This is a genomic window from Halobellus inordinatus (assembly GCF_024464655.1).
Classification (GTDB): domain Archaea; phylum Halobacteriota; class Halobacteria; order Halobacteriales; family Haloferacaceae; genus Haloquadratum; species Haloquadratum inordinatus.
In genome coordinates this window covers 45,814-69,388 of sequence record NZ_JANHAV010000012.1, presented here as the reverse complement: position 1 = coordinate 69,388, position 23,575 = coordinate 45,814, and the positions used below count along the sequence as shown (strand labels likewise).

Here is a 23,575-nt window from a genome sequence, read left to right as displayed (position 1 = left end):
TGCAGACTCAGCACATTGCCGTACGCGATTTATGCCTCGTCCTCCGAACTGGCAGTATGGATCTGTCAGACTCTCCAACCACGCGGCGCGCCCTCCTCGGCGGGATCGGGACGATTCTCGCCGGCGGCGGAGTCGTCTACGGGGCGTCGCGTCTCGATTCGGCGTCGTCGCCGCCGCCCGACGTTCCGCTCTACAGTAGTTCAGAGACTACCGGATTCGGTATCGACCTCCAGGGGCACCCGGTGATGGGTGAGTCGAACGCGTCGGTCGATATGTACTACTGGAGCGACTACCAGTGCCCGTTCTGTCGGCGCTTCGAGCAAAATACGCTGCCGGATCTGATCGAGAACCACATCGAGACGGGCTCGATCCGGTTCGTGTTCATCGAGTATCCCTATCTCGGCGAGGCGTCGATGACGGCCGCCGTGATGGACCGCTGCGTCTGGCGAACCGTCCGCGAGGAGACGCCCGCCCGCTACTGGGAGTGGCACTCGGCCGTCTTCGACGCGCAGTCGTCTTCGAACTCCGAGTGGGCGTCGCGGGCGAACCTCCTCGACATCACCCGAGAGGTCGACGGGATCGACGCCGACGCCGTCGACGCGTGTATGCGCGAGCGCCGCGACGATATCGAGGCGTCCATCGAGACAGACGTCCAGCAGGCCAGACAGTACGGGATCCAGGGCTCGCCCGCGTTCATCATCTACAACCGACAGACGAACGCGGCGGGCCAGATGGTCGGCGCACAGCCGTACGAACGCTTCGACGAGGCCATCTCGAAGGTCAGAAACGCCTAACAAATGTCCGAGACACCACAAGACACGCATCTCGGCCGATTCGTCGCCGCGATGGCGTATCCGTTCACGTCCACCGCGCGAACGGTCGGGACGGTCGCCGTCGCGGCCGCGACGTACTGCCTGCTCGTGTTGAGTTCGTTTCCGACGTACACGATGCAGATGCTCGGGGCCGACCTCGCGTACGCCGACGACGCGCTGCTCGCGCTCACCGCGAACACCTACCAGACGATCGGCGCGCTCGGACTCGGCTTGATCGTCGTCTACGCTGTCGTGACCGGGATCGCGCTCACGACTGCGATCGGGCGCGTTCGCTACGTCGGCATCCGCGGCGCTCGCGGGCTGTCGAGCGTCCTCCCGGGGCTCGTCGCGTCGGGCTGTGCCAGCTGTGGGGCCGGCGTCCTCGGACTTCTCGGCTTCGTTGGCGCCCTCGCGACGTTGCCGTTCCACGGGAATTTGCTCCGTCTGGGCGGTCTCGTACTGCTTCTCGGCTACCTCTCGCGGATCGGCGATCCGCGGCAGTGCTCGATCCCTGCTGCGTCGGGGTCAGAATAACGCCGGCGTCGGCCCCTGTACGACGCTGGGCTGTCGCGCACTCGTCACTCACCGCCGGCGTTCTGGTCGCACGCGCACGAGCCGCCTCTATATCGAAGGGCCAGCCCCAAGAGCCCGACCGTTAGCGCCGAGACGAGAATCCGAACGACGCCACCGCCGAGCGCGGCCGTCGCGCCGCCGGCGACCGTCCCGCCCACCGCGCCACCGGCCGCCGGTGCCGCGAAGAGACAACAGAGACTCACCGCGCCGCCGAGACCGAGGAGCGACCAGCGAGAGTCCGACTCGGCGCTCTCGTCTTCGCTGGCCTCACACGACGGCCCGGTCATTCCGAGGGCGACCCCGACGGTTGGTCGACGCAGACCTCACACGTCCGCTGGGAGCGGACGTACAGTAGCCCGCCGAAGAACGCGACGCTCACAGCGCCCAACAGCGGCCGGAGCGGATCCAAGTAGGTCATCAGCGCCGAACTGCTGAACAGCGCGAGCAGCAGGGCGTTGCAGATCGGACAGCCGAAGGCGAGAAACCCGAGGACGGCGCTCGCGGTCGCGGCCCCGTCCTCGCGCTGGCTGGCGGGCGTCCGCTGGAACGTGTAGAGGCCGAGAAAGCCTGCGGTGAGGGCGAGAAACAGGTAATCGAGCGCCGTCCGCGGGACCATCCGTACGTAGAGCGGATTGGGGATCAGCCCGGTGACGACGCCGAAGAGGACGAACGAGCCGGCGCCGACCACCGCCGATTTGGCGATCCGCGTTCGCGATCGGTTCATATCACCCACTCTCTGATACGGACCTCATAAAACGCCCCGGCTTTTTGCACCGCCGGAGAAAACGCCGCGGCCGACGTCCCCGCTCGTCACCGCCGACACGCCGAACCGTCGATGCTTTGCATCTGGCCGAAATACGGCCGATATGGAGTGGGGAAAGAGCGCGGACGCGCCCATCTTCGAGCTGCTTGCGGACGAGTACGCGCGGCGAATCCTCCTCGCGGCCGATCGGGAGCCGCGAACGGCCAAAGAACTCCGGGAGGTCTGTGACGCCTCCCTCTCGACGGTCTATCGCCGGCTCGAAACGCTCCAGGAACACGACCTCATCGACGAGCAGTCGACCGTCGGCGCGGACGGCTCACACCGACGCCGCTTCGAGACGACGCTCGAATCGATCCACGTCGAAGTCGTCGACGGCGACCTCTCGCTGTCGATCGAGACGCGTGACGACCTCGCGGACAACTTCACGTCGCTGTGGAACGACATCCGGGACAGCAGATAATGATCGACCCGCCGATCCTGGTCGTCAAACTGATCACCCTCGTGCTCAGCCTGCTCGTCGCGTACCTGGCGTATCACGGTTATCAGCGCAGTTCGAGCAGTCCGATGCTCTACGTCTCGGCCGGCTTCGTGTTCATCGGGATCGGCGCGATCTGTGAGGGCCTCATCTATCGTATGTTCGACACGTCTCTCCTCTCGGCGGCCCTCGTGCAGGCGCTCATCGTCTCCAGTGGAATGCTACTAGTACTGGCGTCGCTGACGCTGGACACGGAGTGACGTGAGCCGTCTATTATACTGCCGGACGGCAGTTCGCGAGTGATGTTGGCACCCAGGGGTGCCGATAACTTCCACATAGTTCGTCCGACAGTATCAACCTCGGCCGCGACGCCGGCGCGGACGACCAGTTCGACTAGGTATTTTTGCGCCCGCTGCGTACTCTCAAGCTATGAACGCAGCGGGATTCACGTTCGACTTTCGCCCCGGTCGAATCGCCGTCGGCGCGGGTTGTGTCGACCAACTGGGAACGGAACTCGAACGCCAGGACATCGACAGCGCGATGCTCGTCAGCGGGCGGACCGTCGGGACGACGCCGGCCGTCGTCGATCCGATCCGGGAAGGTCTCGGCCACCGCCTGGTCGCGGAGTTCCCCGAGACGACGCCCGCGAAGACGCTCGGGACGGCGCTCGCGGGCCTCGAACGAGCCCGAACGGAGGGCGTCGACGCCGTCGTCGCCGTCGGCGGCGGGAGCACGCTCGACACGGCGAAAGTCCTCGCCGCGCTCTCGTCGCACGGGGACTCAGCGGCTGCCGTCGCTCGGGACGCCGTCGAGACCGGGGACTTGCCTGTCGCGACCGACGGTGATCCCCTCTCGATCGTCGCCGTCCCGACGACACTCGCCGGCGCGGACCTCTCAGATCTCGCTGGCGTGACACTCTCTCTGGATCGCGACGCCGACCTCGACAGCGAACGGGCGGACGACGGCCCTCCGAGCGGAGGCGTGCGCGACCCGCGGCTGATGCCTGACGCGCTGTTTTACGACGCCGACCTCTACCGGACGACTCCACAGTCCGTCCTCGCGTCGTCGGCGATGAACGGCTTCGACAAAGGACTCGAAATGCTCTACTCCCCGCTTTCGACTCCGATCACCGACGGGACGGCCGCGCGCGGACTTCGATTGCTCCGCTCGGGTCTTGGGGCGATCAGCGAGGACCCGATGGACGCTGACCGCCTTTCCGACGCTCTCGCCGGCATCGTGGCCGTCCAGTACGGCCTCGCCGGCGCTGAAGGCTACCGGGCGTCGATCGTCCACGCGTTCGGCCACGGCTTCTCGCACGGCTACGACGTCCACCAGGGAACGATCCACGGCATCGTCGCCCCGCACGTCCTGCGCTACGTCTTCAGCGAGGTCGACGGTCGCCGGGACCTCATCGCGGAGGCGCTCGGTCTCGACGTGGCCGGACGGCCGGCCGACGTCGTGGCCGAGGCGATCGTCGACGCCGTCGCGGCCGTTCGCGACGAACTCGGCCTGCCGGGCCGTCTCCGCGACGTCGAGGGCGTCGCGCAGGGGGACTTCCCCGAGATCGCCGACGCGATCCACGCCGACGACCTGCTGGCGGTCGCGCCCGACGGCGTCGACCCGAGCGTCGCTGAAATCGCAGCAATTCTCGAACGCGCGTGGTAGTCCGCTGTCGTGCGCGTGGTCGCGCTCAACTGTCCTCAGTTCCGTGGGTGGCGTCGGATTCGATCTCGGCCTCGCGGAACGCGTCGGCCAGTCGCGACTCCGTCGGGACGGCCCGACGAAACGCGGGATCGTCGATCTCGACCTCGCCGTTGACCGAGAGGAAGCCGAGACCGCCCGTCGGGGCCGCGTCTAAGTTCACGAGAAACGCGACTTTCCGCTCGGCCGCGACGCCGTCGACGGCCAGGTCGGGATCGATCGAGCCGTAGAGCCGGCGGTTCTCGAAGACGTGCTCGACACACCGTTTCGTGGGGGCAAAGAGCAAAAGCAGGTGGAGGCCGGGACCGTCGCGACCGAGTCGCGTCCGGAGGTCGTGGGTCTCGTCGGCGTAGAAGTACCGCTCCATCCGGCGGTACTGTCTGAGGATCTCGTTGGCTCCCGACGCCATCCGAACGGCCGGATCGGCCTTCAACTCGGCGAGGTACGAGACGCGCTCGGGCGGCGACGTGCGGGCGTACACGTCCACGACGCCCCGGTTGCCGTAGTGGTCGTAGGGCTCTTCGAGGCGGACCTCGGGGTCGTCGAAGGCGGCCTCGAAGTGTTCGATCAGGGCCGTCGCCAGTTCGTCCTCCCGCATCGTCCGAGAGGACTTTCTGGGCGGATATATGCGCTCCGCTGTCGGTCTCCGGTCTGTCTTTGATACTGTTTCCGCGCCACCTTCTTCAGTCCTGCCCGGATACTGCCGCGTATGCCCGCAGCACTCGTTCTCGCCGGCGGTCGCTCGACGCGGTTCGGCGACCGCGACAAGGCCGTTGCCGACCTCGCCGGGACGCCGATGATCCGCCGCGTCGTCGATCGGATCGCGCCGGTCGTCGACGAGGTGGTGATCAACTGCCGCGCCGAGCAGGTCGATCCGATCGCCGACGCGCTGGCCGGGAGCGACTTCGACGCGACGTTCGCTGTCGACCGCGACCCCGACGAGGGGCCGACGGCCGGCATCGCGCGCGGTCTCGAAGCGGTCTCGGCCGGGTACGCGTTCGTCGTCGCCTGCGATATGCCGTTCGTCGCTCCCGACTTCGCCGCGTACCTCTTCGAGCGGGCCGCAGGACGCGACGCCGCCGTCCCGCGTCCCGACGAGTGGTATCAGACGACCCAGGCTGTCTACCGGACCGAGCCGATGGCCGCCGCCTGTCGACGCGCGCTCGACCGCGGCGAGCACCGCATCGTCGCGCCGCTCTCGGAACTCGACGACGTCGTCATCGACGCGACCGAGATCGAACGGGTCGCGTCGCTCGACACCTTCGAGAACGTCAATACGCCCGAAGAGTTCGCGGCGGCGACCGAACGCCTGCGCGAGGAGTGACTCCGAGGTCCCGGCTAACTCGGCGGAACGGTCTAACGGTCTTCTCATAGGGACTATCGTAAGTCCTCATAGATCTCTCGCTGGGCGGTACGGCGAGAATCTCCGAACAGTTACGATAATCCCTATCAGACGATGTCGACGAGGGGCTCGTCGGCGCGCATCTCCGCGAGCACGACGTGCGGGACGTCGACTCGTTCGTGGATCTCCGCGGCGATCTCGCGGGCCGTCGCTTCGAGGCTCTCGTCGTCGACCATGTTGAGTAGCGGAATCATCGTCGCGCCGTCCGGAAGCCCCTTCCGTCCGCCCTCGTCGCTCGCGAGCACCGTCGCGACGTCGGCCGCGGTGATCTCATCGCCGGGCTCCAGTCCGGTGAGCCTGGCGACCTCGTCGACCCGGTGGACGATCTCCTCGGAGAGCGGTTCGCCAACGACGTGCGCGCTCGCGATCGACACCACCGTGTCCGCTGTTCTCGGCAGTCGCGGCTCGTGTTCGTCGGGCGCTTTGAACTTCCGCATCCGCGCGCCGTCGGCCTTGACGAACACGGGAAGGTCGAACTCGCTTAGGCGGTCGATCTCTTCGGGGTCGTAGCCGTAGTATCGGTCTTCGCGCTCCCGTTCGGGCACGACGCCGAGTGCCCACTCACCGTCACCCTCGCGTTCGATCTGCGAGCGGACGGCGTCGACCGGATCAGGCGTGACCGCGACGCGGTCGACCCACTCGTCGAAAATCGGGATGCGAACCGTCGCGGTGACGATCGATCGATCGAGCCGATCGGCGAGGGTCTTCATCGTCGTCTTCTTACCGCCTGCGCCGACGACGCAGGTCGTCCCCGTTGCCGCGTCGAGTGCCGTGACGATGTCCATACGCGGTTCTCTCGGTGTGGGATGATCAATCGTGCGCTTCGCTCGGTCGGCCGCGGGATCGACGGCTGGATTGTAGTGCTGCACGCCCCCACCCCAGCGACGCTTCGGCCGGTTACGAAAGCTGTGCGGCGATGTCCGTCGAGGAGACCATCCCAACGGGGTCGTCGTCGACGACCGGCAGGTGACTGATGCCGAAGTTCTCCATCATCGCCGCGGCCTCCGTCAGGCGAAGTTCCGGCGGTACCGTCTCGACGGACTCGGTCATCACCTCACGAACGGACGTTTCGGCGGGGTCGTGATCGTTGGCGATCGCATCCAGAACGTCGGTGCTCGTGACGATCGCGATTTCGGTCGTCGGGACGAGCAGCGCGTTGATATCCTTCTCGCGCATCGCTTTGGCCGCCTCGACCAGCGTCGCGTCCGGACTGATTGTCTCGATCGGTTTCGACATCACGTCTTCGACAAGCGTCTGCCCAGTTGCCATACCCTTCCAAACGACCACCGGGGATTTTGACCTTTCGTCACAGATGCGCCACGTTTTGGCGGTCTCTCACCCCCGATCCCGCTCAGGGCAACGCGTCCGAGAGCATATGCCGGAGCGGACCCTTGGCCGTCTCGTTCTGTAAATTCAGCGCCGGGCAGTCGGTGAGTTTCTCGACTAAGTTGATGCCTGCGGTCGTGTTCGTCGCGATGCCCGCCACGAGATCGGGCGAATGTCCGAACGCCTCCTCGATTCCGACGACGGCGTAGGGATCCGACGCACACAGCAGCGTGAACGCGACCTGGTCGTCGAGCAGATCGACCGCGGCTGCTCCGTTGTACGGTTCGAGCGGGCTCGCGCCGACCTCCGCGACGATCACGTCGGCCTGCCGCTCCTGGATGCGACTCAGCACCGACTGGATCGACTCCCGGAAGGTCTCCTCGGGGACGACTGTCGTCGGGAGGCCGGCGTCGACGAAGTCGTACACGGATTCCGCACCCGCGACGCTCATCGAGAGCGCGTCGTTGTACGTCCCCGCGCCCGTCAGTTTACAGCCTGCGACCTCGTATCCCTGCTCGATCAGGACGCGGATGATCACGCGGGCGCTCAGCGTCTTGCCCGCGGACATACTCGTCCCGAGGACGAGGATGACGGGCGTGTCGAGTTCGGCCTGCGGCGCGTCGATCCGGTAGTCCCGCATTCGTACGACCTCCTCGTCGATCACGACGTGGCCCTCGTATTCGATCTCGATCGGCGTCGGGACGTACGCCGAGACGGACGTGGCACGCCCGAGGACGCCGCCGCCGGTCAAGATGTCCATCTGTCCGTCGTCGCCGACGTCCTCCCAGCCGCCGACGAACCCGCGGGTCGCCCGTCGCGTGCCGAGCGCGCCGACGATGGTCTCTCCCTCTATCAACTCGACGCGGCGACCCTGTGGATTCTCCAGTCGGGCCTCGGGCGCGGGCCGGCGGGTGACGCGCGCGAGCACGTAGTCGCCGGTCTCCCACGCTGACTGTGGCCGTTCTTCGACGTCGTACTCTCGGTCTTCGAGGTCCGCGATCCGCGTCACGGACGCGTGCACGTCTGCGTTCATCGGTTGCCCCCGTCGTCGCTCTCGCTGGCTCCTTTCGCGGCCCCTTCGTTCCCGTCTATGTACTCTGCAGGGTCGTCAGGAAGCGGCTCGTCGAGCAGGCAACTTGTCAGCAGCGCGACCCGATCCGCGAGCGCGTTGAGGTCGACGTACTCGAACGTCTGGTGGGCGCCGTCGCCGACGGCCCCGAAGCCGTCGATCGTCGGCGCGTACTGGCTGGCGTCGTTGCCGTCGCTGGCTCCGCCCGAGCGAGTTCCTTCCAGATCGAATCCGAACCGCCGCCCGATCGCCTGCACGCGCTCCCAGAGCAACCGGTTGCCCGGCGTCAACTCCATCGGCGGCCGACCGAATCCGCCATCGATCGTGAGCGTGGTGCCGGGCGTCGACGCCTCCAGCGACCGTATCTGTTCCTCGACAGCCGTGGCGGCCTCCTCGGTCGGGGCACGCACGTCGACCACGGCCTTCGCTCCCGGCGCGACGACGTTCGGGCGGAGTCCGGCCTCCACCTGGCCCACGTTCACGGTGACTCCGGAGTCGATATCGGTGAGTTCGTGGAGTCGGTGGATGACGCTCCCGAGTTCCTCGGTCGCGCTCGCGCCCTCCTCGGGCTCGATGCCGGCGTGCGCCGCTTTGCCCTCGATCGTCACCGTGAAGCGGCCGACTGCCTTCCGCGCGATCTTGATTTTGCCCTCGGGACCGCTCGCGGGTTCGAGCACGAAAACCCGGTTGGCCTGCTCTGCGAGTTCGCGGATGCGCGCTTTGGACTCGGGGCTGCCGATCTCCTCGTCGCTGGAGACGAGCACGTGCACCGGCAGCGACGGCTCCAGCGAGAGCGAATCGAGGGCGCGCAGCGCGAACACCGCCTGGGTCAGCCCGCCCTTCATATCCAGCGCGCCCGGACCTTCGAGCACGTCCGTCCGACGCTCCGGCGGGTCCTCGTCGATCGTCCCGAGCGGCCAGACCGTGTCCGCGTGCCCGAGCACGAGCTGGATCTCGTCGGCGGGCTCTCGGTCGGGCGTCCACGCCTCCAGTCGCCCGCCTGTCTCCCCGCCGGGGGAGCGCTCGGTCTCTAAGCCTGCCTCCCGGAAGTCGTCCCCGAGTCGGTCGAAAAACGCGTCGAACGTCTCGGGGTTCTCACTCGGCGTCTCGATCTCGACCAGGTCGAGGAGGTGCTCGGCGACGTCGTCGCGGTGGCCTCCTACCCAGTCTTCGATTCGTTGCTCGACGGGCCCGTCGTGGTTTGATGCAGATGCAGTCATTTCTCGAATCCCTCCGGGAACGGGAACGCCTGCGTCTCGCTGACGCTCGCGAAGCGGTCGGGATAGAGATACGTCATCACCGGCGCGCGTTCGAGCACCGATTCGGGCTCCTCGTCGGCGGCGTGGTAGGCGTCGCTGTGGACGTACTTGCCGACGATCTCGCCGGCCACGAGCGCGTTCTCACCGAACTCGTCGACGGTCTGCAGCAGCTCACACTCCAGTACCGCGTAAGCGTCTTTCACTGCGGGCGCGTCGACGGCGTCGGCGTCGACCGTCTCGATCTCGGTCAGCGAGGGCTTCGAGCCGTCGTCGTCCCGGGGTCCGGCAGCCAGACTGGCTTCGAGGACGTTCTCCGGTCTGGGATAGCTGACGGTGAACTCTCCCGTCCGCTTGGCGTTCTGGTACGTGCTGTGCGCGGGCGTACAGACGAACCCGAAGTAGTCCGACCACCCCAGCGGGAAGGCCATATGCTTCGGCGCGAGGTCGCCTGAACCATCGGGTTCGCGCGTGCCGACGATCACGAGGGGCGACGCTGTGTACACCGTCTCGAAGAACGGTTGGTCGGGCTGTAACGCGCGGAGGTCGGGATCGTCGGACAGAGTCATCGGCGGTCTGCCGTAATATGTCACTCACGGGAAAAACCGGTTTCGGTGGTTCTTACCCACGTGGTTTCGCTGGCGTCCAGAGCACTCTCCCACCTCAGCGGCGACGCCTCGGCGCCGCCACGTCAATCGTCGTAGCGCTTGCGTTCCTGCGTCGGATGGTCTTTGATGTAGACCTTCGTCTGGTCGGGGATGTCCTCGGTGATCCAGGAGTTCGCACCGATGCTGACGTGGTCGCCGACCTCGATCGCGCCGAGTACCTTGGTTCCGGCGCCGATGACGACGTGGTCACCGATGTCGGGATGTCGCTTGTAGCCCTTCTTCAGCGCGTGTTCGTCACCCTCTTCCTCCTCGAAGTGGAGCGCGCCGAGCGTGACGTCCTGATAGAGGCGGACCCACTCGCCGACGGTCACGGTCTCGCCGATGACGACGCCGGTGCCGTGGTCGATGAAGAAGTACTCGCCGATCTCCGCGCCGGGGTGGATGTCGATCCCCGTCTGGGTCTTCGCGTACTCGGTCAGTTCGCGGGCGTACTCGGCCGCGCCGATGTCGTAGAGCACGTGAGCGACCCGCTGGATCATAATCGCCTGGAATCCGGGGTACGACCGGATGATCTCCATATACGTCTTCGCTGCCGGGTCACCCTTGTACGCGGCCTCGACGTCCTTCTTCAGCAGTCGGCGGATCTCGGGGAGGCTGTCGAGCAGCGCCGCGACGGTCTCGTTCGGTCGGCCGTCCGAGTAAGGGCAGACGCCCGACTTCACGAGGCTCCCGAGTTCGTCGAGCCGATCGACGATCGCCAGTTCGTCGCGGACGAGTTCGGGTGCGTTCCAGGCGGTCGGAAAGAACAGTTCCTGCAGCAGCGAGATCTCCCGTCGGGAGTGATCGCGCTCCGGGAAGCACGCCGTCACGCTGGACGGGAACGGGTCCGTGTCGTCGTGATACGAGGCGTACAACCGCTCGTGGGCGTCGCCGGCGTACCGGTATTCCATAGTGCCGATTGTCGCCAGGTGCCTATTATAGTAGCGCTTGCCGACAGACAGACCGTTATTGGCGCTCGAACTCCAGTTCCTCGACGCGCTCGCGCGGGGAGTTGGTTTCGGCGTCGCGGTCGTGTCATCTTTCGGCGTCGCGGTCGTGTCCCACTCCTGTCTCACGGTCGTGCGCCGACGACCGCAGGCCGCACAAGTGTTTTTGTTCGGTGCACACAATATCGACGTGACTGCGCGACCGACCAACCCTCTCTCACTCAAATCAATGGACCCAGAAGACGAACGCGCGTGGAAGCAGGCCGTAGAGCAGAACCGAGAGCGGAAGGAGCGGTACTTCCGTGAGAATCAGCGCTCGCCGATTCCGCCGGAACTTCGCGGTGCGGACTTCCCCGGCCTCGACTACTACGAAGTCGATTCCGACTATCGGTACGAACTGGAACTCGAACGCTACGACGACCCCGAGACGGTCACCGTCGAGACCACGGCCGACGGCGAGCAGACGTACCGCCGCGTCGGCCAGTTCCGCTTCGAGGTCGACGGCAACGAGGTATCGCTCGACGCCTTCGAGCCGACAGACGGGAGCGACCGACTGTGGGTGCCGTTCCGCGATGCGACGAGCGGCGACGAGACCTACGGCGCCGGCCGGTACATCGATCTCGAACCGGAGGAGAACAAGATCGGCGACGACACGTGGGTGCTGGACCTGAACCGGGCGTACAACCCGACGTGCGCGTACAACCCGGCGTACGAGTGCCCGCTCGTGCCGTCGTCGAACTGGCTCGACGTGCCGGTCGAGGCCGGCGAACGCGACTTCCCGGCCGACATCTACGGCGATCACTGATAGTGATTACTCTCACTGTTGACCGCCGAGCGCCACTCCCGGTGGCGATGGTCGGCGGTAAGAGACGAGAGTAATCATTATGAGGCACTGCGGCCACCGCTGACGGCTCTTTTCGAGGGCGAATTACGCGCCCTTCGACCACTACGCGCTCGCTGACCGGTCGTCGCGGGCGCGTCGCGCTCGACCCGTGAGCGCCGTCGCCGCAAGGAGGAGACACGCCGTCGGGAGGACGAAGTACCAGCCGATGCTCATCAGTCCGATGACTGAGACGACCGTCCCGACGAGGGCGGTGCCCCAGAGCAGGCGACGACGGCCGGTCCAAACCGCTCCGACGCCGACGACCACAACCGCGAGGAGCACCATCGCCCACGCGAAGAACGTGGCGGCGTTGCCGCCGCCGTTTCCGAGCAGGTAGTCGATCCCGGAGCCACAGGTGCGGCTGACGGCGCTCGTCCCGTCGCTCGATGCCATTCGTTCGGTCCGGCAGTAGATCGGACCGAACGCGCCGAGCATACTGAGTACGCCAGCGAGACCGCTGAGGGCGGCGGCGACGCCCGCACCGCGGGCGACGCCCTGGAGGGAGGGGCGGAGACCCATAGCCGGAAATTCTCGAACGTGAGATAAATACGTTCGCCCCAGCGGCAGATTGATATCTGGATCACACGATGTCTCTACTTCTTGAGTAGCACCGCGGCGAGGACCGCGCCACTGACGAGGAACGCGCCGCTGACGATGGCGCCCATCGCGATGGAGCCGAAGCCGGTGCCGGTCGTTCCGGTCGCGGCCGGCGTCTGCGTCGCGGGCGAGGCGTCCGCGGTGTCTGCTGCCGACGTCGTCGGTGTGTCGGCCGCCTGAACGACGAGACTCCCCACGTCGGCGGGTCGGGCGGTCCGTTCGCCGCCGGCGTACAGGGACACGTCGTACGTCGCCGGGTCGAGCATCGAATCGAGCGACGTCTCCGAGCGCACCTCTACGCTATCGCCGCCGGAGGTGCTGAGCGTCTCGCCGCCGCGCCCGGCGAGCGAGGTGTCGACGTAGAGGACGGCCTGTCCGTCGCCGTCCTCGTCGCGGACGAGCGCTTCGAGTTCGTAGTTGGATTTGGTTTCGTTCCCGAGCACCACGACCGCTTCGTCGCGCTCGTCGAAGGTGAGCGGGACCGCTGCCACGCCGCCAGCGTCGACGACGAAGATGTTCTCACCGAACGCGACCGGAGCCGTCGCCTGGGCCGTCTGCGTCGGCGTCGGCGTCTGTTCGGGAATCGGCGTCGGCGTTCCGCTCGGCGGGGTCTCGGCGCAGTCACCCTCGCAGGCGACCACATCGCCGTCGACCGCTGCCTCGGCGGAGCCGTCCTCAAAGCGGGCGCTCAGCGCGAAGGTGTTACCGGCGTACTGTTCCGAGAAGTCGAACGCGACCGCCCACGTCCCGTTCTCGGTCACGACGCCGGTCGCCGTCTTCAGGAATCGCGGCGTGGTGTCGCCGGACGAGCGGACGCGAACGAGCACTTCGGTCCCCACCGGGGCGTCCGCTGTTCCGCGCACAACCTGTGACGTTCCGTTCGCGACGGTCACGCGGTCGCCGTCGTGCTCGACAGTGATCGCCGAGTCCGCGGTGGCAGACGCCGTCGCGGTCGACTCCGCGGCGGCCGGCGACGCGAGGACCGCGGGTCCGAGTGCCGCTGTCAGAACGACGAGCGCGAGCAGTATCGGCCGGGTGCTACGCATCCGTTACCTCCGCTGGTCGGGCCGTCTCGCCGCTCGACGGCTCGATCGACTGCACTGCAACGTCCGTTCGCACTAATCTGGAGGGCATACAGGTCCACTGACGAGTGCATCCGATTAAGAACGCCCGATTGCTTCGAGAGCTATTTACGCTACCCGTGGTTCCGGGAGATTCAAACGTCAGCGGACTGGAGTATTGACGTCGTGACGAGTGACCGACGGGACGGACCCGGGTTTCGCGTCAGCCGCCGCCGCGCGCTGACGGTCGGCGGTGCGGCGGCGTTGAGCCTGTTGAGCGCGCGCGGACTGTCCGTCGCCACAAGTTCAGCGAACCGTTCGGATGACCGCCCAGAGCGCGGTGCGCCCGGGGACGACGCCGACCCGATCCGCCGCGTTCACGACGCTGGCGTCACCGGTTCGGGGGTTCGCGTCGCCGTTCTCGATCCGACCGGCTTCGACCCCACGCACGCGGCGCTCGCTGGCGCAGTCGCAGACATCAGACAGTTCGGCGCCGAACGCGCCGTCGTCGACCGGACGACACACGGCACTGCCGCGGCGGCGTCGGTTGCTCACCTCGCGCCCGACGCGCGCGTCCTCCTCGCCTCGTTCCGCACGCCCGAGGAGTTCGTCGCGGCCATCGACTGGTGCCGCACGGGCGATGTCGATGTCGTTCTCGCGCCGGTTGCGGCCCACGGAACCGCGGCGACGCCACAATCGGACGTGTACCGTGCGACGCAACGGGCGATCGACTCGGGAACCGTCGTCGTGGCTCCGACCGGCAACGCTGCGCTCGGACACTGGCGCGGGCCGTACGCCGCACTGGCTGGCGACAGCCCGGACAGCCGCCGGCGACTTCGAATCACGGCGCTCTCGGCCGCCGATTCTCTTTCGGGCCGTTTCCTCGCGTGGCTCGTCACCGACCCCTCGCTGGGCGTCGATCTGACGCTCGCACTCTTGCGCGCCGTCGACGGCGGCGAGCGCTGGAACCTCGTCGCCGTCTCCCAGCCCGTCGCGTCGCGGGCGGGACAGCGACTCGTCGCCGACCTCTCGCACGCCGAGTACGCGCTCGTCGTCCGTCCGGCTGGCCGAACGTCCTCGTTTTCGCCGTCTGCAGCGGGGGACTCGGCGGCCGGCACCGGTCGCGTCGAAGTGACGACGCCCACGCACGCGCTCTCCCCCGCGCGACCGCTCGGGAGCATCGCCGCCCCAGCGAGCGTCCCTGGCGTCGTTGGCGTCGGCGTCACTGAGACCGATCGCGACGCAGCGCCTCCGGGGCACGCGACCGCGATTGCCTCGGACGCCGCGCTTTCTGACCCCGTTTCGCCGTACAGCGGCCGTGGACCGACGCCCCAGGGTGGTGTCGGCGTCGACGTGGTTGCGCCGCCGCGCCCGTGGGTCGCTGACGGTCGCCCGGGAACGTCGGCGGCGGCGGCACGCGCCGCCGGCGTGGCGGCGCTGCTTCGCGGTATCGACCCGGCGCTCTCGCCCCGCGACGTCACCGAGGTGCTGCGTCGCTCGGCCGGGGATCTCGGCCGTTCGGGTCGGGATCTCTCCAGCGGCTGGGGCCGACTCGACGTCGTCGCCGCCGTCCAGCGGGTACGCGCTCGGTAACGGCGAGGACCGAATCGCTCGCCCCTGCTTTTCTACGACTCAAAGAGCCGCTTAAGTTACGCGGACATTGATGCACCCGGTCGCCGTACGTCTACTCAAGGATGTCCTCCCCGATCGCGCGACTGGGCGACCGGACTCGCTCGCCCGACGCCACGCCGGCCGTCGTCGACGTCGCCGACGAGGACGCCGGCGAACTCGTCGACGCACTGAGCTCAAAAACGGCGCGTGAACTGTTCAGTGCGCTTCACGACGACCCCGCGCCACCGTCCGAACTGGCCCGTGACCTCGATACCTCCGTGCAGAACGTTCACTACCACCTCTCGAAACTCCAGTCTGCAGGCGTCGTCGAGTCGGTCGGGACGCGTCTCTCGGAGAAAGGCAACGAGATGACCGTGTACGGGCCGGCGGCCGATCCGATCGTCTTCGTCGGGGACTCCTCGCCCGCACAGCGCGGGACGCTCAGACGCTCGCTCGCGGACTGGGCGACTGGACTCTCGGTTCTCGCGTTGACGAGCCTCGCCGTACAGATCGCTGCCGAACGCTTCCTCAGCGGCCCCGCCTCGTCGCTCTTCGAGCCCGCCAGCCTCGGTGTCGCCGACGGGAACGTGCTGCTCCGTGGCGTCCTCCTCCTCGCCGAACCGGGGCTGCTCTTTTTCCTCGGCGGTCTCGCCGTCTTCGTCGCTGTCGCGTTCACTCGGGCTTGAGGGAAGACGGGGGCGGTCGCCTGCTCCCGGGGACCGACGCGCGCTCACAGCGCAAGCGGTATCGTTCGGGGGTCCTGCGCGGCGTGCTCCCGAGCGAGATCCCCGTCTCGGAGTTCACGCTCCCGTCGCTCACTGCGGCGGTTCACTTTCTGCCCGTGCTCGTGGTGCTCGGCGGCGTCGCCCGCAAGAAGATCCAGTCGACGGCCGACGCGTAGCGTTCGCCTGCTTGTCTCACGCTCTCGCGTCGCGTCCGTCGTCCCCGTCGCGTCCGTCGGTCCAGATCTCACTCCGCGCGTGCGTCCTCGATCGCTTCGCGGAATGTCGCAGCGCGCTCGGTGATCGCCTCGTAGTCGCCCGCCGCGACGGCGTCTGAATCGACGAGGGAACTGCCGACCCCGACGCCGTCGGCGCCGGCCTCGATGAAGTCCGCGACGTTGTCCAGCGAGACGCCGCCGGTCGGAAGCAGCGGCAGGTGCGTGAGCGGTCCCTTGAGACTGCTGACGTGGCCGGGCCCGAGCGTCGACGCGGGGAAGATCTTCAGCAGGTCAGCGCCTGCCTCGTAGGCGTCGACGGCTTCCGTCGGCGTCATCACGCCGGGGGCGACGACGGCGCCGTACCGATTGCAGGTCTCGACGACTTCGGGATCGAAACTCGGTGTGACGATGAACTCCGCCCCCGCCCGGAGCGCTGCACCCGCCGTTTCGGCGTCGAGGACGGTCCCCGCCCCGACGAGCACCTCGGACCGGTCGAAAGCGTCGCTCACACGGCTGATCGTCTCCAGCGCACCGTCCGTGTCGGCGGTCACTTCCACCACGTCGACGCCGCCAGCGACGAACGCGTCGACTACGTCGACCGTCTTCGGCGCCGGCACGCCCCGGAGGATCCCCACGATTCCGGTGTCGAGCAGGCGCGCGAGGTCGCTATGTCGGTGTTGGCTCATATGCCTCACTGACGAGTGACAGTGATAAATTGACCGACGAACGGCGCGTTCGGCCCACTCCCTGTTTGGAATTGGTGAACAAAAAATAGAGGCGGCTCACTGTTCATCATCGATGAATGTTCTCTAGTCAGCGAGATCGAGCTCGATCCGTTTGGCCGCGCTGAGGACGAGTCCGGGAAGGTCCTCTTCGAGGCGCTTGCCAGAGAGCCGCTCGGCGGGGCCGAGGACCGCCACTGCGCCGGCGAATGCGTCACCACGTTCCCCCTGTCGAATCGGTGCGGCGACAGAGCGCATATCCTCCCAGACCTCGCCGCGATCGAACGCGAGCCCGCGGTCGGAGATCGACCGCAGTTCGTCGCGCAAGTCCGACGGCGACTGGACCGTCCGGTCGGTCAGTCTGTCGAGCCCGTGCGTCTCCACGTACGCCTCGACCTCGTCCCGCGATCGGTACGCGAGAATCAGCTTTCCAGCGGCGGTCGCGTGCAGCGGGAGTCGGCTTCCCAATCTGATCCGGCGATCGTTGCGTTCGGCGTCTTCGACGGCCGCGTGGACGGCCTCCCCGTGTTCGGGAACGACGAGTGCGGTCGACTCACCGGTTGATTCGGCGAGCCCGTTCACTTCCGGAGACGCCGTCTGGTACAGCGTCATCCCGTCTCGGATACCCATCCCGAGGTCCAACAACCGCAGTCCGAGTCGGTATCGGCCGTTCGATGAAAGCACGATACCCAGCCGTTCCAGCGTGGCGAGGTGGTTGTGCACCGACGCTTTCGAGACCGACAATTCCTCTGCGAGCTCTGTTACTCCGGCCTCCCGCCCGCCGGCGAGTGCGTTCACGATCCGAGCCGTGGTGTGTGTTGCGCCGACTGGATACTCGGTCACGACTCCGTCTCAGTTCCGGAACTACTTAAATACTGTTCAGCGATGAAAAACGAAACGGGCGGATTTATGATAGATAGTGAAGGTTATGCTCGGCGGCATAATTTGCGATATCGACCGGGTAGAACGCCTCAAGCTCCCATAATTAGACTTCACCACCTCCTGCTCTCCGTTCACTATAGATAAACAAGTTTGTTATGAATACATTCCTCTACCTATGTAAAAACAGCTTTAGAAGCCTCCTAACGGGGTTTTGTAGACCAATATACCAAAGGTTTAAGTCTATAATTTCCCATATGTGAGGTGAGACTCAGTATGACAAATGATGACAGAAGATCGGTCGGTCGTCGAAACGTCCTCAAGGGTGCTGGCCTCGCGGGTCTCGCGGGCCTGGCGGGCTGCGTCGGCACGGGCGATCCCTCGTCCGACTCGACGGCGACGCAGACGAGCGGCGGTAGCACGGACGCGGGCGGGTCGACGACGACGGCCGCTCAGTCGGCGATAGCGCAGTCGGCCGAGGTGTGGGGCTGGGACGTCGCGGCGAAGGCGCTGAACCTCCTCGATGAGCCCTACGAGGAAGCCAACGGCGGCGACGTCTCGATCAACCAGATCGGTCGGTCCGACCTGAAAGACAAGTTCAAATCGACCCTTCTCTCCGGCTCTGGCGCGCCGGCAGCCTCGATGATGGAGAGCGTCGACGCCGCCTCGTGGGTCGACACGGGCGGCCTCCGCGACATCTCCGGCTGGCTCGAGGAGTCGGGCATCAAGGGCGACTTCGTCTCCGGAAAGTGGGGTCCGCTGGAGAAGGACGGCGGCACGTACGCGCTCCCGTGGGACATCGGCCCGGTCGGGACGTTCTACCGCCGCGACGTGATGGACGAGTACGGCATCGACGTCGAGAGCGTCGAGACGTGGGACCAGTACATCGAGGAGGGCAAGAAGCTCCCAGACGATCAGTATCTGCTCAACCTCCCGTCGAACGACTACGACGGCCTCTGGCGGATGATGTTCCGGCAGATCGGCGGCCAGCCGTTCACGCAGAACGGCGCGGTCAACATCGCCTCCGACAAGAGCCTGCAGGTGGCCCGCATCCTCAAGCGCATCCGCGACTCGGGCGTCGCAAACGACCTCGCCTCGTGGTCGTCGTCGTGGTTCACGGCGTTCGGCGACGGGACGACTGCGAGCCTGACCGCCGGTGCGTGGATGGAAGGCACGCTGAAGGCCGAACTCGGCGACACGTCCGGAAACTGGGGCGTCTTCAAGCCGCCGGCGGTCGAATCCGGTGGCTCCCGCGCGACCAACTGGGGCGGCTCGAACCTCACGATTCCCGCGCAGGTCTCAGAAGAGAAGGCCAAGCGCGCGTGGGACTATATGGCCTACGCCCTCGGTCGCGAGGAGAGCCAGCTTACGATGTACCGCGAGTACGGTCTCTTCCCGGCACTGGAGACGACCTACGAATCCGAGGCCTACGACGACCCGCACGCGTTCCTCGACGGACAGCCTGCGGGCCGTATGTTCGCGGAGATCGCGCCGAACATCAAACCCTACCGCTACACGATCGACACGCCCGAAGTCACCAAGGCGATCAACACGCACTTCCGAGATATGATGGCCGGCGACAAGACGCCCAAAGAGGCCGTCGACGCCGCGGCGTCACAGGTGGCTGACCGAACTGGTCGCGACCTCGCCTGAGGACGACCGATGGCCACTCGCGACTCTCTCTCGGGGACGGAGCCGTCGTTACGCGACCGCTTGCGGTTCGCCCGCCAGTCGGTCGGCGAGCGACTGCCAACGCCGGGAGAGGGAATCGTCGGGTACCTGTTCTTGCTCCCGGCGTTTCTCCTCTTCGGGATCTTCCTGGCGTTCCCGATCGTCTACACGTTCTACCTCTCGTTCTTCCGTTTCGAGGGGGTCGGCAACGACACGCTCCTGTGGATCGACACCGGCTTTTTCAGCTACCGGTTGACGAGCATCGCGGACCTGCGATTCATCGGTCTGGAGAACTACATCGCGATGTTTTCGGACACGCTGTTCCACCAGGCGCTTTTCAATACGACGTTCATCCTCGTCGTCCAGGTCCCGCTGATGGTGGCGCTCGCGCTGCTTTTCGCCGTCGCGCTAGACGCCTCGTTCGTCCGACTCCGCGGCGTCTTCCGGACCGTGCTCGCGCTGCCGGTCTCGGCCAACCTCGTCGCGTACTCGACGGTGTTCCTCCTGATGATGCAGGATGCGGGACTCATCAACTACGTCCTGACGTCGATCGGCCTCCCGGCGATCCCGTGGCTGACCAGTTCGTTCTGGTCGCGAATGACGATCGTCGGCGCGGTCACGTGGCGCTGGACCGGCTACAATATGATCATCCTACTCGCGGGGCTGCAGAACATCCCCCAGCAGCTCTACGAGGCGGCCGAAATCGACGGCGCGACCCGGATCCAGAAGTTCCGGTACGTCACCGTCCCGCAACTGCGCCCCGTCCTGCTTTTCGTCTTCGTGACGTCGACGATCGGGACGTTCAAACTGTTCAGCGAACCGGTCATCATCAACGGCGGCGGCGCGCCGCTGGACTCGACGATCACCATCGTCCAGTACATCTACCAGACGGCGTTCATCGACTTCCGTCTCGGGTACGCCAGCGCGCTCACGTACGTCCTCATCGGCGTGGTGAGCGTCCTCTCGGCGATCCAGCTCAACGTCGGAGGTGAGAGCGATGCGTGAAGAGACTCGCCGCGAGGCGGTCTGGCAGTTCCTCACGTACGCGTTCATCCTCCTCGGTGCGATCCTGACGCTCGTGCCGCTGTACTGGATCTTCGTCGCGTCGACGCTCAAGGAGTCGCAGTTCCTCTCGTCGACGTCGCCGCGGCTCGCCCCGGGCGATAGCTTCTTCGCGAACTTCCAGTCGTTGCAGGCGCGCGAGAACGTCCAGTTCGTCGGCCACGTCGGCGAGATGACGCACTATATCGATCTGGGACCGTTCTACATCGCCTACGACTTCTGGAACCTCTGGAATATGGGTGCGATCGAGAGCAGTATCTTCGTCGCGGGCGTCTACACGCTGCTGTCGCTCTTGCTCTGTTCGATGGCCGGCTTCGCCTTCGCGAAGTACGAGTTCCGGTTCAAGAAGCCGATCTTCTACGCCATCCTGGCGACGCTGATCCTCCCGATTCAGTTGCTCGTCATCCCGCTGTTCCTGCTTATGAGCCAACTCGGGCTGACGAACAACTACTGGGCGATCATCCTCCCGTGGGCGGCCAACCCGCTCGGGATCTTCCTGATGCGCCAGAATATGCGCTCGATCCCCGATGCCCTCCTGGAGTCCGCGCGAATGGACGGCGCGACCGAGTTCCAACTGTTCTACAAGATCGCGCTGCCGACGATGAAGTCGTCGCTGGCGGCCCTGTCGATCATTCTGTTCTTGTTCCAGTGGAACCTCTTTCTGTTCCCGCTCGTCATCCTCGATCAGGGCAAGTACACGATCCCGGTCGCGATCAATCAGCTCGTCGGCGCCCAGCGCGTCTACTACGACCAGATTATGGTCGCTGCAACGCTTTCGATCATCCCGATCTTCGTACTGTTCCTGTTCCTACAGAAACAGTTCGTCAGCGGGATTCTCGCAGGATCTGTCAAGGAGTAAACTATGTCAGGCATCACATTAGACACGGTACGGAAGGAGTTCGGTTCCGGCGAGGAGGCCGTCCTCGCGGTCGAGGACGTCGATCTAGAGATCGAGGACGGCGAGTTCCTCGTCCTCGTGGGGCCGTCCGGCTGCGGGAAGACCACCACACTGCGCTGTATCGCGGGGCTCGAAGACGTCACGAGCGGTCGGATTCTGTTCGGCGACCGCGACGTGACCGAGTTCAGGGCCCGCGAACGCGACGTGGCGATGGTCTTCCAGAACTACGCGCTCTACCCCCATATGGACGTCCGCGACAACATCGGCTTCGGGCTGAAACTGTCGACCCAGCAGTCGGCGGCCGAGATCGACCAACAGGTCGAAGACGTCGCCGCGATGCTCGGTATCGAGGACTTGCTGGACGACAAGCCGAAGGAACTCTCCGGCGGCCAGCAGCAGCGAGTCGCGCTCGGCCGCGCGATCGTCCGTGATCCGGCGGCGTTCCTGATGGACGAACCGCTCTCGAACCTGGACGCGAAGCTCCGTTCGCAGATGCGGACGGAACTGCAGACGCTGCAGCACGATCTCGACGTGACGACGGTGTACGTGACGCACGACCAGACCGAAGCGATGGCGATGGGCGATCGGATCGCCGTGATGAACGATGGCCGACTCCAGCAGGTCGGGACCGCCGAAGAGGTCTATCGGTCCCCGGTCAACGAGTTCGTCGCGGACTTCATCGGCTCGCCGAGCATCAACGTCTTCGACGCCACCGTCGACGGCTCGCGCCTCGACGGCCCGGGCGGGTTCACCTACCACCTCTCGGATGCCTCGCCAGTCGAGGACCTCGATACGGTCCGCGTGGGAATCCGACCCGAGGACATCACCCTCGTCGACGACGGTATCCCGATGGTCGCGAACGTTCTGGAACCGATGGGCAACGAGAACTTCCTCTACACCACGCTCGGCGATCACGATATCACGGCCCGTATCGACCCCACGAAGCGGCCGCAACCCGACGAGACGGTCGAGTTCGCCTTCGAGGAATCGGCGCTGTATCTGTTCGATCCCGACACCGGCGATGCCTTGAAAACGAAAGACGACGGCGAGATTCCAGACCGGGGAGCCGACACGGACGCCCGGCCGAGTGAGACCGACGAGGCGCTCGAGGAGGCGATCGAATGACCCGCATCGTCGACTACGATCTCTATCAGGTCCCGCCGCGGTGGCTCTTCCTCCGTCTGGAGACCAGCGACGGCCGCGTCGGCTGGGGCGAACCCGTCGTCGAGGGCCGCGCGCGAACGGTCGAGACCGCCGTCGAGGAACTCCTCGACACCTACCTCCTCGGTGAGGACCCCGCGCCGATCGAGGACCACTGGCAAACGATGTACCGCGGCGGGTTCTACCGCGGCGGGCCGGTCCTGATGTCCGCCATCGCGGGCATCGACCAGGCGCTGTGGGACCTCAAGGGCAAGGAGTTCGGTGCGCCCGTCTACGACTTGCTCGGCGGTCGCGCACGCAACCGCGTACGCGTCTACCAGTGGGTCGGCGGCGACCGGCCTGAAGGCGTCGCACAGGCCGCCCAGGAGAAGGTCGACGAGGGGTTCAGCGCGCTCAAGATGAACGCGACGGCGGAACTCCGCCGGATCGACACCCCCGGCGCGATCGACGCCGCGCGCGAACGGATCGCCACCGTCCGCGAGACCGTCGGCCCCGAGGTCGACATCGGCGTCGACTTCCACGGTCGCGTCTCGAAGTCGATGGCCAAGCGTCTCGCGAAGGCGCTTGAGCCGTACGATCCGATGTTCATCGAGGAGCCGGTACTGCCCGAACACAACGACTGTCTGCCGGAGCTCGCCGAGCACACGACGACGCCCATCGCGACGGGCGAGCGGATGTACTCCCGCTGGGACTTCAAGGAGGTCTTCGAGGACGGCGCAGTCGACGTGATCCAGCCGGATCTCTCACACGCCGGCGGCATCACCGAAGTGAAGAAGATCGTCGGGATGGCCGAGGCCTACGACGTGGCGATGGCCCCGCACTGCCCGCTCGGACCGATCGCGCTCGCGGCCTGCGTGCAGGTCGACGCCTGCTCGCCGAACGTGCTCATCCAAGAGCAGAGCCTCGACATCCACTACAACGAGCAGAGCGACGTCCTCGATTACCTCGCGGACCCCTCGGTGTTCGAGTACCGCGACGGCTACGTCGAACTGCCGACCGATCCCGGCCTCGGGATCGAGATCGACGAGCGGCGCGTCCGCGACCTCGCCGACGAGGTCGACTGGCACAACCCCGTCTGGCGGCACGAGGACGGCAGCGTCGCGGAGTGGTGACCGTGGT

28 protein-coding genes are annotated in these 23,575 nt (G+C 66.2%); 15 read left to right on the top strand and 13 right to left on the bottom strand.

The window, feature by feature from the left end:
- Positions 1-56 precede the first annotated feature (56 nt).
- Both NO347_RS16385 and NO347_RS16380 read left to right on the top strand, forming a co-directional pair.
- Complete coding sequence (locus NO347_RS16385) at positions 57-794, top strand: DsbA family protein (RefSeq protein ID WP_256290773.1); 738 nt, start codon at positions 57-59, stop codon at positions 792-794.
- A 3-nt stretch (positions 795-797) separates the two neighbouring features.
- Positions 798-1,346: a hypothetical protein gene (locus NO347_RS16380; RefSeq protein WP_256290772.1), complete on the top strand. Its 549-nt coding sequence runs from the start codon at positions 798-800 to the stop codon at positions 1,344-1,346.
- A 44-nt stretch (positions 1,347-1,390) separates the two neighbouring features.
- Here the strand turns inward: NO347_RS16380 and NO347_RS16375 are convergent, their stop codons facing one another.
- Positions 1,391-1,672, bottom strand: a complete 282-nt coding sequence (locus tag NO347_RS16375) for a hypothetical protein (RefSeq protein WP_256290771.1) — start codon at positions 1,670-1,672, stop codon at positions 1,391-1,393.
- Entirely contained in the window at positions 1,669-2,109 is a 441-nt protein-coding gene (locus tag NO347_RS16370) for a hypothetical protein (RefSeq protein ID WP_256290770.1), read from the bottom strand. Before NO347_RS16370 ends, NO347_RS16375 begins: the two co-directional genes overlap by 4 nt.
- 142 nt (positions 2,110-2,251) lie before the next feature.
- Here NO347_RS16370 and NO347_RS16365 point away from each other — a divergent pair, with 142 nt between their 5' ends.
- From NO347_RS16365 to NO347_RS16355, 3 genes are all read left to right on the top strand, one after another.
- Positions 2,252-2,608: an ArsR/SmtB family transcription factor gene (locus tag NO347_RS16365; RefSeq protein ID WP_256290769.1), complete on the top strand. Its 357-nt coding sequence runs from the start codon at positions 2,252-2,254 to the stop codon at positions 2,606-2,608.
- Positions 2,608-2,883: a DUF7521 family protein gene (locus NO347_RS16360; RefSeq protein WP_256290767.1), complete on the top strand. Its 276-nt coding sequence runs from the start codon at positions 2,608-2,610 to the stop codon at positions 2,881-2,883. Before NO347_RS16365 ends, NO347_RS16360 begins: the two co-directional genes overlap by 1 nt.
- Positions 2,884-3,052: 169 nt before the next feature.
- A complete protein-coding gene (locus NO347_RS16355; protein WP_256290766.1) occupies positions 3,053-4,288 on the top strand; it encodes an iron-containing alcohol dehydrogenase family protein in 1,236 nt (411 codons plus the stop codon).
- A 25-nt stretch (positions 4,289-4,313) separates the two neighbouring features.
- Here the strand turns inward: NO347_RS16355 and NO347_RS16350 are convergent, their stop codons facing one another.
- On the bottom strand, positions 4,314-4,922 hold the full coding sequence (locus NO347_RS16350) for a hypothetical protein (protein ID WP_256290765.1): 609 nt from the start codon (positions 4,920-4,922) through the stop codon (positions 4,314-4,316).
- A gap of 111 nt (positions 4,923-5,033) precedes the next feature.
- On the opposite strand from NO347_RS16350, the gene mobA reads away from it, so the two are divergent.
- Positions 5,034-5,648, top strand: coding sequence for a molybdenum cofactor guanylyltransferase (gene mobA / locus NO347_RS16345; RefSeq protein ID WP_256290764.1), 615 nt, complete (start codon positions 5,034-5,036; stop codon positions 5,646-5,648).
- A gap of 125 nt (positions 5,649-5,773) precedes the next feature.
- Here the strand turns inward: mobA and yqeC are convergent, their stop codons facing one another.
- From yqeC to epsC, 6 genes are all read right to left on the bottom strand, one after another.
- Positions 5,774-6,511: a selenium cofactor biosynthesis protein YqeC gene (gene yqeC / locus NO347_RS16340; RefSeq protein ID WP_256290762.1), complete on the bottom strand. Its 738-nt coding sequence runs from the start codon at positions 6,509-6,511 to the stop codon at positions 5,774-5,776.
- Positions 6,512-6,623: 112 nt separating this feature from the next.
- The gene (locus tag NO347_RS16335; RefSeq protein ID WP_199723070.1) at positions 6,624-6,995 is read right to left on the bottom strand and encodes a CBS domain-containing protein; all 372 of its coding nucleotides are present in this window, start codon (positions 6,993-6,995) and stop codon (positions 6,624-6,626) included.
- 82 nt (positions 6,996-7,077) lie between these two features.
- Positions 7,078-8,085: a DUF1611 domain-containing protein gene (locus NO347_RS16330; protein WP_256290759.1), complete on the bottom strand. Its 1,008-nt coding sequence runs from the start codon at positions 8,083-8,085 to the stop codon at positions 7,078-7,080.
- Positions 8,082-9,341, bottom strand: coding sequence for a M20 family metallopeptidase (locus tag NO347_RS16325; protein ID WP_256290757.1), 1,260 nt, complete (start codon positions 9,339-9,341; stop codon positions 8,082-8,084). Before NO347_RS16325 ends, NO347_RS16330 begins: the two co-directional genes overlap by 4 nt.
- Entirely contained in the window at positions 9,338-9,946 is a 609-nt protein-coding gene (locus NO347_RS16320) for a flavin reductase family protein (RefSeq protein WP_256290755.1), read from the bottom strand. The genes NO347_RS16325 and NO347_RS16320 overlap by 4 nt, the downstream gene beginning before the upstream one ends.
- A 122-nt stretch (positions 9,947-10,068) precedes the next feature.
- Positions 10,069-10,935 carry a serine O-acetyltransferase EpsC gene (gene epsC, locus NO347_RS16315; RefSeq protein ID WP_121570127.1) on the bottom strand — a complete coding sequence of 289 codons (867 nt, stop codon included), beginning with the start codon at positions 10,933-10,935 and terminating at the stop codon, positions 10,069-10,071.
- Positions 10,936-11,200: 265 nt separating this feature from the next.
- Between epsC and NO347_RS16310 the strand changes: the two genes are divergently transcribed.
- Positions 11,201-11,776, top strand: a complete 576-nt coding sequence (locus NO347_RS16310; protein ID WP_256290797.1) for a DUF1684 domain-containing protein — start codon at positions 11,201-11,203, stop codon at positions 11,774-11,776.
- A 141-nt stretch (positions 11,777-11,917) separates the two neighbouring features.
- Here the strand turns inward: NO347_RS16310 and NO347_RS16305 are convergent, their stop codons facing one another.
- Both NO347_RS16305 and NO347_RS16300 read right to left on the bottom strand, forming a co-directional pair.
- Complete coding sequence (locus NO347_RS16305; protein WP_256290753.1) at positions 11,918-12,373, bottom strand: hypothetical protein; 456 nt, start codon at positions 12,371-12,373, stop codon at positions 11,918-11,920.
- A gap of 74 nt (positions 12,374-12,447) precedes the next feature.
- Entirely contained in the window at positions 12,448-13,497 is a 1,050-nt protein-coding gene (locus tag NO347_RS16300; RefSeq protein ID WP_256290751.1) for a BGTF surface domain-containing protein, read from the bottom strand.
- Positions 13,498-13,698: 201 nt separating this feature from the next.
- Between NO347_RS16300 and NO347_RS16295 the strand changes: the two genes are divergently transcribed.
- The 3 genes from NO347_RS16295 to NO347_RS16285 all read left to right on the top strand — a co-directional run bounded on the left by NO347_RS16295 (position 13,699) and on the right by NO347_RS16285 (position 16,024).
- Entirely contained in the window at positions 13,699-15,105 is a 1,407-nt protein-coding gene (locus tag NO347_RS16295; RefSeq protein ID WP_256290749.1) for a S8 family serine peptidase, read from the top strand.
- Positions 15,106-15,206: 101 nt separating this feature from the next.
- Complete coding sequence (locus tag NO347_RS16290) at positions 15,207-15,809, top strand: ArsR/SmtB family transcription factor (protein WP_256290747.1); 603 nt, start codon at positions 15,207-15,209, stop codon at positions 15,807-15,809.
- Positions 15,806-16,024 (top strand): hypothetical protein, encoded by a 219-nt coding sequence (locus NO347_RS16285; RefSeq protein WP_256290745.1) that lies wholly within the window; start codon positions 15,806-15,808, stop codon positions 16,022-16,024. The genes NO347_RS16290 and NO347_RS16285 overlap by 4 nt, the downstream gene beginning before the upstream one ends.
- 68 nt (positions 16,025-16,092) lie before the next feature.
- Here NO347_RS16285 and NO347_RS16280 read toward each other — a convergent pair whose 3' ends face one another.
- Both NO347_RS16280 and NO347_RS16275 read right to left on the bottom strand, forming a co-directional pair.
- Positions 16,093-16,749, bottom strand: a complete 657-nt coding sequence (locus NO347_RS16280; protein ID WP_256290743.1) for a bifunctional 4-hydroxy-2-oxoglutarate aldolase/2-dehydro-3-deoxy-phosphogluconate aldolase — start codon at positions 16,747-16,749, stop codon at positions 16,093-16,095.
- 123 nt (positions 16,750-16,872) lie between these two features.
- A complete protein-coding gene (locus tag NO347_RS16275; RefSeq protein WP_256290742.1) occupies positions 16,873-17,628 on the bottom strand; it encodes an IclR family transcriptional regulator in 756 nt (251 codons plus the stop codon).
- A 312-nt stretch (positions 17,629-17,940) separates the two neighbouring features.
- Between NO347_RS16275 and NO347_RS16270 the strand changes: the two genes are divergently transcribed.
- The 5 genes from NO347_RS16270 to dgoD are packed head-to-tail and all read left to right on the top strand — an operon-like array spanning position 17,941 to position 23,568.
- Entirely contained in the window at positions 17,941-19,317 is a 1,377-nt protein-coding gene (locus NO347_RS16270; RefSeq protein ID WP_256290740.1) for an extracellular solute-binding protein, read from the top strand.
- Positions 19,318-19,326: 9 nt separating this feature from the next.
- Positions 19,327-20,340 (top strand): carbohydrate ABC transporter permease, encoded by a 1,014-nt coding sequence (locus NO347_RS16265; RefSeq protein WP_121570136.1) that lies wholly within the window; start codon positions 19,327-19,329, stop codon positions 20,338-20,340.
- Positions 20,333-21,256: a carbohydrate ABC transporter permease gene (locus NO347_RS16260; RefSeq protein WP_256290739.1), complete on the top strand. Its 924-nt coding sequence runs from the start codon at positions 20,333-20,335 to the stop codon at positions 21,254-21,256. The genes NO347_RS16265 and NO347_RS16260 overlap by 8 nt, the downstream gene beginning before the upstream one ends.
- Positions 21,257-21,259: 3 nt before the next feature.
- The gene (locus NO347_RS16255; protein WP_256290738.1) at positions 21,260-22,420 is read left to right on the top strand and encodes an ABC transporter ATP-binding protein; all 1,161 of its coding nucleotides are present in this window, start codon (positions 21,260-21,262) and stop codon (positions 22,418-22,420) included.
- Positions 22,417-23,568 (top strand): galactonate dehydratase, encoded by a 1,152-nt coding sequence (gene dgoD / locus NO347_RS16250; protein ID WP_121570139.1) that lies wholly within the window; start codon positions 22,417-22,419, stop codon positions 23,566-23,568. Before NO347_RS16255 ends, dgoD begins: the two co-directional genes overlap by 4 nt.
- Positions 23,569-23,575 lie beyond the last annotated feature (7 nt).

What these genes read in the sequence shown, in the direction of transcription:
- NO347_RS16255 (WP_256290738.1), top strand. Translation starts at nt 21,260, where the DNA reads ATGTCAGGCATCACATTAGACACGGTACGGAAGGAGTTCGGTTCCGGC.
- NO347_RS16280 (WP_256290743.1), bottom strand. Translation starts at nt 16,749, where the DNA reads ATGAGCCAACACCGACATAGCGACCTCGCGCGCCTGCTCGACACCGGA.
- NO347_RS16310 (WP_256290797.1), top strand. Translation starts at nt 11,201, where the DNA reads ATGGACCCAGAAGACGAACGCGCGTGGAAGCAGGCCGTAGAGCAGAAC.
- NO347_RS16300 (WP_256290751.1), bottom strand. Translation starts at nt 13,497, where the DNA reads ATGCGTAGCACCCGGCCGATACTGCTCGCGCTCGTCGTTCTGACAGCG.
- NO347_RS16380 (WP_256290772.1), top strand. Translation starts at nt 798, where the DNA reads ATGTCCGAGACACCACAAGACACGCATCTCGGCCGATTCGTCGCCGCG.
- NO347_RS16335 (WP_199723070.1), bottom strand. Translation starts at nt 6,995, where the DNA reads ATGGCAACTGGGCAGACGCTTGTCGAAGACGTGATGTCGAAACCGATC.
- epsC (WP_121570127.1), bottom strand. Translation starts at nt 10,935, where the DNA reads ATGGAATACCGGTACGCCGGCGACGCCCACGAGCGGTTGTACGCCTCG.
- NO347_RS16270 (WP_256290740.1), top strand. Translation starts at nt 17,941, where the DNA reads ATGACAAATGATGACAGAAGATCGGTCGGTCGTCGAAACGTCCTCAAG.
- NO347_RS16265 (WP_121570136.1), top strand. Translation starts at nt 19,327, where the DNA reads ATGGCCACTCGCGACTCTCTCTCGGGGACGGAGCCGTCGTTACGCGAC.
- NO347_RS16290 (WP_256290747.1), top strand. Translation starts at nt 15,207, where the DNA reads ATGTCCTCCCCGATCGCGCGACTGGGCGACCGGACTCGCTCGCCCGAC.
- NO347_RS16385 (WP_256290773.1), top strand. Translation starts at nt 57, where the DNA reads ATGGATCTGTCAGACTCTCCAACCACGCGGCGCGCCCTCCTCGGCGGG.
- NO347_RS16355 (WP_256290766.1), top strand. Translation starts at nt 3,053, where the DNA reads ATGAACGCAGCGGGATTCACGTTCGACTTTCGCCCCGGTCGAATCGCC.
- NO347_RS16330 (WP_256290759.1), bottom strand. Translation starts at nt 8,085, where the DNA reads ATGAACGCAGACGTGCACGCGTCCGTGACGCGGATCGCGGACCTCGAA.
- dgoD (WP_121570139.1), top strand. Translation starts at nt 22,417, where the DNA reads ATGACCCGCATCGTCGACTACGATCTCTATCAGGTCCCGCCGCGGTGG.
- NO347_RS16305 (WP_256290753.1), bottom strand. Translation starts at nt 12,373, where the DNA reads ATGGGTCTCCGCCCCTCCCTCCAGGGCGTCGCCCGCGGTGCGGGCGTC.
- NO347_RS16325 (WP_256290757.1), bottom strand. Translation starts at nt 9,341, where the DNA reads ATGACTGCATCTGCATCAAACCACGACGGGCCCGTCGAGCAACGAATC.
- NO347_RS16370 (WP_256290770.1), bottom strand. Translation starts at nt 2,109, where the DNA reads ATGAACCGATCGCGAACGCGGATCGCCAAATCGGCGGTGGTCGGCGCC.
- NO347_RS16260 (WP_256290739.1), top strand. Translation starts at nt 20,333, where the DNA reads ATGCGTGAAGAGACTCGCCGCGAGGCGGTCTGGCAGTTCCTCACGTAC.
- NO347_RS16365 (WP_256290769.1), top strand. Translation starts at nt 2,252, where the DNA reads ATGGAGTGGGGAAAGAGCGCGGACGCGCCCATCTTCGAGCTGCTTGCG.
- mobA (WP_256290764.1), top strand. Translation starts at nt 5,034, where the DNA reads ATGCCCGCAGCACTCGTTCTCGCCGGCGGTCGCTCGACGCGGTTCGGC.
- NO347_RS16320 (WP_256290755.1), bottom strand. Translation starts at nt 9,946, where the DNA reads ATGACTCTGTCCGACGATCCCGACCTCCGCGCGTTACAGCCCGACCAA.
- NO347_RS16375 (WP_256290771.1), bottom strand. Translation starts at nt 1,672, where the DNA reads ATGACCGGGCCGTCGTGTGAGGCCAGCGAAGACGAGAGCGCCGAGTCG.
- NO347_RS16350 (WP_256290765.1), bottom strand. Translation starts at nt 4,922, where the DNA reads ATGCGGGAGGACGAACTGGCGACGGCCCTGATCGAACACTTCGAGGCC.
- NO347_RS16360 (WP_256290767.1), top strand. Translation starts at nt 2,608, where the DNA reads ATGATCGACCCGCCGATCCTGGTCGTCAAACTGATCACCCTCGTGCTC.
- yqeC (WP_256290762.1), bottom strand. Translation starts at nt 6,511, where the DNA reads ATGGACATCGTCACGGCACTCGACGCGGCAACGGGGACGACCTGCGTC.